This window comes from Streptomyces anatolicus (genome assembly GCF_019400875.1).
Taxonomy (GTDB): domain Bacteria; phylum Actinomycetota; class Actinomycetes; order Streptomycetales; family Streptomycetaceae; genus Streptomyces; species Streptomyces anatolicus.
Genome location: NZ_WMBF01000486.1, coordinates 1 through 4712 on the forward strand (window position 1 = coordinate 1; position 4712 = coordinate 4712).

Here is a 4712-nt window from a genome sequence, read left to right on the forward strand (position 1 = left end):
GGCTTGGCGTGTGGGGGCAGGCGTCTTGGCCCGGCTTGGCGTGTGGGGGCAGGCGTCTTGGCCCGGCTTGGCGCGCGGATGAGGCCCCCGTGTTCCAGGGGGCCTCATCCGTTCAAGTACAGCGCAGCGTTATGCGTCGAAGTCCCGGTTGAACCTGTCCTGCCGCTCCTGCGCCGCCCGCTGCGCCTCCTCCGGCGTCCGCGCGGCGCGGTCGCGGTCGCGGGTCTCGTCCTGGCCCTGCGAGGCGCGGTCCCGCGTCTGGTCCTGCTTGTCGCGCGCGGCGTCCTTCGCCTTGTTGGCGAGGTTCTCGGCCTTGTCCTGGAACTGGTCCTTGATGCCCATGCGATTCACTCCCGTTGTGGGTGAGGGGGGTTGGGGCCTCGACCAGATTTACATGGGCGGACACTCCGCGCATTTCGATCAGTTGCGGAGAGTTACGGGCGGGCAGTCGCAGGCCGGCGTCACGAGCGCGGCGGCAGCGGAGGCCGGCGGCGGTCCGGGACGTCGGAGTAGCCCGGCGGGGCCACCGCCGGGTTCCGCTCAAGGAGGTCGAGCGCCACCCGTACCGCGTCGTCGAGTTGGGCGTGCCGCCCCTCCGCCCAGTCCAGCGGCGTCCGCTGCACCTCCAGGTCCGGAGGCACGCCGTGGTTCTCCACGGACCAGCCGTACGCGTCGAACCAGCCCGCGTTCATCGGCACCGTGATCACCGTTCCGTCCCCGAGCCGGTGCCGCCCCGTCATGCCGACCACACCGCCCCAGGTGCGCTGCCCCACGACCGGACCGAGCCCCAGCAGCTTGAAAGCCGCCGTGATCATGTCGCCGTCCGAGGACGTCGCCTCGTCGGCGAGGGCCACCACGGGACCCCGGGGCGCGTTCGAGGCGTACGACACCGGCTGGGCGTTGCGCGTGAGGTCCCAGCCGAGGATCTTGCGGGTGAGCTTCTCCACCACCAGTTCGCTGATGTGCCCGCCCGCGTTGCCGCGCACGTCCACGAGCAGGGCGGGCCGCGACACCTCGAGACGCAGGTCCCTGTTGAACTGCGCCCAGCCCGAGCCGCCCATGTCGGGGATGTGGAGGTAGCCGCACTTGCCGCCGCTCAACTCCCGTACGACCTCCCGGCGTTTGGCGACCCAGTCCTGGTAGCGCAGGGGGCGTTCGTTGACGAGGGGGACGATCGCGACCCGCCTCGCCCGCCCGTCGCCCTCCGCCGGGCGGAACGTCAGCTCGACGGTGGTGCCGCCCGCCGCCGCGAGGAGCGGATAGGGCCCCGTCACCGGGTCGACCGGGCGGCCGTCGACGTGCGTGAGGACCGCGCCCTCGCGGATGCCCGCACCGGCCAGCGGGGAGCGCGCCTTGGAGTCGGAGGACTCGCCGGGCAGGATCCGCTTGACCATCCAGCCGCCGTCCCTGCGCACGAGGTTGGCGCCGAGCAGACCCATCGCACGCTGGTAGTGGGGCGGGCCCTCGTTGCGGCGGGCCGGGGAGACGTACGCGTGGGAGGTGCCCAGTTCGCCGAGGACCTCCCGCAGCAGGTCCGCGAACTCGTCGGGGGAGGCGACCCGGTCGACCAGCGGCCGGTACTGCGCGAGCACCCCGTCCCAGTCGATGCCGCACATGTGCGGGTCCCAGAAGTAGGCGCGGATGATCCGGCCCGCCTCCTCGTACGCCTGGCGCCACTCGGCGGCCGGGTCCACCTCGTGCAGGATGCGGCGCAGGTCGATCCAGACCGTCGTATCGCCGTCGCCCTGCTCGGTGGCGGGCACGGCGGACAGGTCGCCCTCGTCGACGACCACGAGCCGCGAGCCGTCGCCGCTCGGCGCGAACCAGTCCAGGTGCTCGACGAGCTGCGACTTCTTCGCCTTGGCGATGTTGAAGTGCTCCAGGGTGGGGCGGCCCGAGGTGTCGGCGGGGTTGGCGAAGGTCTCGCCGAGCGCGCCCGAGATCGGCCAGCGCAGCCAGACGAGGCCGCCGCCGCTGACGGGCTGCAGGGCCGAGTACTTGGACGCGGCGACGGGGAACGGCGTGACCCGCGCCTCAAGCCCCTCCGTCTCCACGGTCGTCGTGCCGTCGCCGCCGCTGTCGGCCGGGTCGAGGCCGCCCGCCGCCGGGCGCCCGTCGGGCAGCAGGGCGAAGGGGGAGGGGGTCGCGGAGGAGAGGGGTACGAGGTAGGGGCGGCAGCCGAGCGGGAAGGAGAGGTCGCCGGTGTGCACGTCGTAGACGGGGTCGAAGCCGCGCCAGGAGAGGAAGGCGAGGTAGCGGCCGTCGCGGGTGAAGACGGGGTTCTCGTCCTCGAAGCGGCCGTTGGTTACGTCGACGACCGGGTGGGGGCCGGGCCCCGCGATGCGGGCCAGTTTGATCTGGCGCAGGGAGCGGCCGATGCCCGGGTGCGACCAGGTCAGCCAGGCCCCGTCGGGGGAGAAGGCCAGATCGCGGACGGGCCCGTTGTCGGAACGGATCAGCTCGGTGACCTCCCCGCCCCCGTCGGCTCCCGTGGGCTCGGCACCTCCGCCCCCTTCAGCACCCGTGAGCCCAGCGCCCCCGTCGGCCCCAGCGGCCTCCGCCGCCTCGCGGACCTCCCCGACCTCGCGGATCCGCCGTACCGGCTCCGCCGCGCCCGCCTCGTCGGTCACCGTGAGCAGCAGCAGGCGGCCGTCGTGGGAGGCGATCGCGAGGCGGTCGCCGTCGGGGTCGGACACCATTTCCTGGACGCGGCCGAGCCTGCCGCTCGCCAGCCTGCGCGGCGGCCGGTCGCCGGTGGCACGCGGCAGGTAGGCGATCTCGACGGCGTCCTCGCCGTCGGCGTCGGTCACGTACGCGACCTGCCCGCCGGTACCGAGCATCTCGGGCAGCCGCACCCGCACGCCGGGGGTGTCGGTGATGGTGCGGGCCGGGCCGTCCCGGTGCGTGAGCCAGTAGAGGCTGCCGCGTACGACGACGGCGCTGGCCCGACCCGTCGTGTCCACGGAGAGCGCGTCGAGGTGCTGTGCGGCCGGGACCTGGTACACCCGCCGCCCCGCGCGCGGCCCGCCGAGCCGTACGTCGAGGCGGCGCGGCTCGGAGTCGGCCGCGAGGGTGTCCACCAGCCAGATGTCGCCCGCGCACTGGTAGACCACGCGCGTGCCGTCGCTGGCGGCGTGCCGGGCGTAGAAGGCGTCGTGGTCGGTGTGGCGCCGCAGGTCGGAGCCGTCGGGCAGACAGGAGTACAGATTGCCGACGCCTTCGTGGTCGGAGAGGAACGCGATGCGCCCGGAGACGAACATGGGCGAGTCGAGGTGCCCGTCGAGGTCGGCGAGGATCTGCTCGCCGTGCATCCACAGGCGGCCCGTCGCCCCGCCCCGGTACCGCTTCCAGGCGGCCGGTTCGTGCGGCGGCTTGCCCGTCAGGAGCAGCGTCTTGCGCTCGCAGTCGCCGTCGGCGAGCGTGTCGGTGATCGCGATGTCGGCGACCGGCCCCCAGGGCAGTTTGCCGCCGGGGGAGCCGTCGACGGGCACGCTGTAGGCCCAGCAGAAGTGCGAGAAGGGCTGGCCGTGCGAGGAGACGGCGAGCACGCCGCCGTCGGGGGACCAGCCGCAGACCCGGGTGTCGGCGCTGCCCCAGTAGGTGAGGCGGCGCGAGGGACCGCCGGCCACGGGCGCCAGATGGATCTCCGGGTCGAGGCTGCGCCAGGTCGTGTACGCGATGTGGCGGCCGTCGGGCGAGAAGCGGGGGTGGCCGACCTTGGTCCGGTCGACGGTGAGCCGCCAGGCCCGGTCGGCCGGAACGCCCTCGGGGGTGAGGGGGGCCACCCAGAGGTCGTCCTCGGCGGCGAAACAGAGCCGGTCGCCGCTGAGGTGGGGAAATCGCAGGTAGGCCCGGTCTGCCTGGGCATCGGCGCGCTCGTCGGTCACCTCACCATGCTTTTCCGCTCCGGGGGCCCCGGCAACTCGTGACGGTGTCCGGGATACGGCGGATACAGCGGATACAGCGGATACAGCGGATACAGCGGATGCGGCGGATGTGCGCGTGCGTGACGCAGGCCACGTACGAAACGGTTTCGTTTCGTTAAGCGGTGCCCTACCGTCGTGGAGTACGAAACCGTTTCGTTCGCAGCGGTCGGCAACAGGAGGCGCGGATCATGACGGAAGAAGCGGCAGCGGCCACGCGGCGCAGCAGGATCACGCCCGAGCGCGAGGCCGAGCTGTACGAGGCCGTGCTCGACCTGCTCCGCGAGGTCGGCTACGACGCCCTCACCATGGACGCCGTGGCGGCCCGCACCCGCTCCAGCAAGGCCACCCTCTACCGCCAGTGGGGGAGCAAGCCGGAGCTGATCGCCAAGGCGCTGCGGCACAACAAGCCGGCGTCCCTCGCGGACATCGACACCGGCTCGCTGCGCGGCGACCTGAACGAGATGGTGGCCCGCTCGGACGACTGCCAGATGGAGCGGGACGCCGCGCTGATGCGGGGCCTGTTCCACGCCATCCACGACAACCCCGAACTCCACCAGGCGCTGCGGAACCTGCTCATCGAGCCGGAGCTGACGGGCCTGAACGACCTGCTGCGCAGAGCGGTGGAGCGCGGTGAGGTCGCCGCGGACAATCCGGCGCTGGAGTTCGTCATCCACATGCTGGTCGGCGCCTTCGTCGCCCGGGACCTCGTCGAGGACCGCCCGGTCGACCGCGCCTTCCTCGCCTCGTACGTGGACGCCGTGATCCTCCCCGCCCTCGGCGTCTGAC

At 72.9% G+C, this 4712-nt stretch carries 3 protein-coding genes; 1 reads left to right on the top strand and 2 read right to left on the bottom strand.

Annotated elements, in window-relative coordinates; genetic code table 11:
• Window positions 1-129 precede the first annotated feature (129 nt).
• Complete coding sequence (locus GKQ77_RS27980; protein ID WP_219691709.1) at window positions 130-342, bottom strand: hypothetical protein; 213 nt, start codon at window positions 340-342, stop codon at window positions 130-132.
• Window positions 343-461: 119 nt separating this feature from the next.
• Window positions 462-3887 (bottom strand): S41 family peptidase, encoded by a 3426-nt coding sequence (locus tag GKQ77_RS27985; protein WP_219691710.1) that lies wholly within the window; start codon window positions 3885-3887, stop codon window positions 462-464.
• Window positions 3888-4114: 227 nt separating this feature from the next.
• Between GKQ77_RS27985 and GKQ77_RS27990 the strand changes: the two genes are divergently transcribed.
• Window positions 4115-4711 (top strand): TetR/AcrR family transcriptional regulator, encoded by a 597-nt coding sequence (locus GKQ77_RS27990; RefSeq protein WP_219691711.1) that lies wholly within the window; start codon window positions 4115-4117, stop codon window positions 4709-4711.
• The last annotated feature ends 1 nt before the right edge of the window (window position 4712 follow it).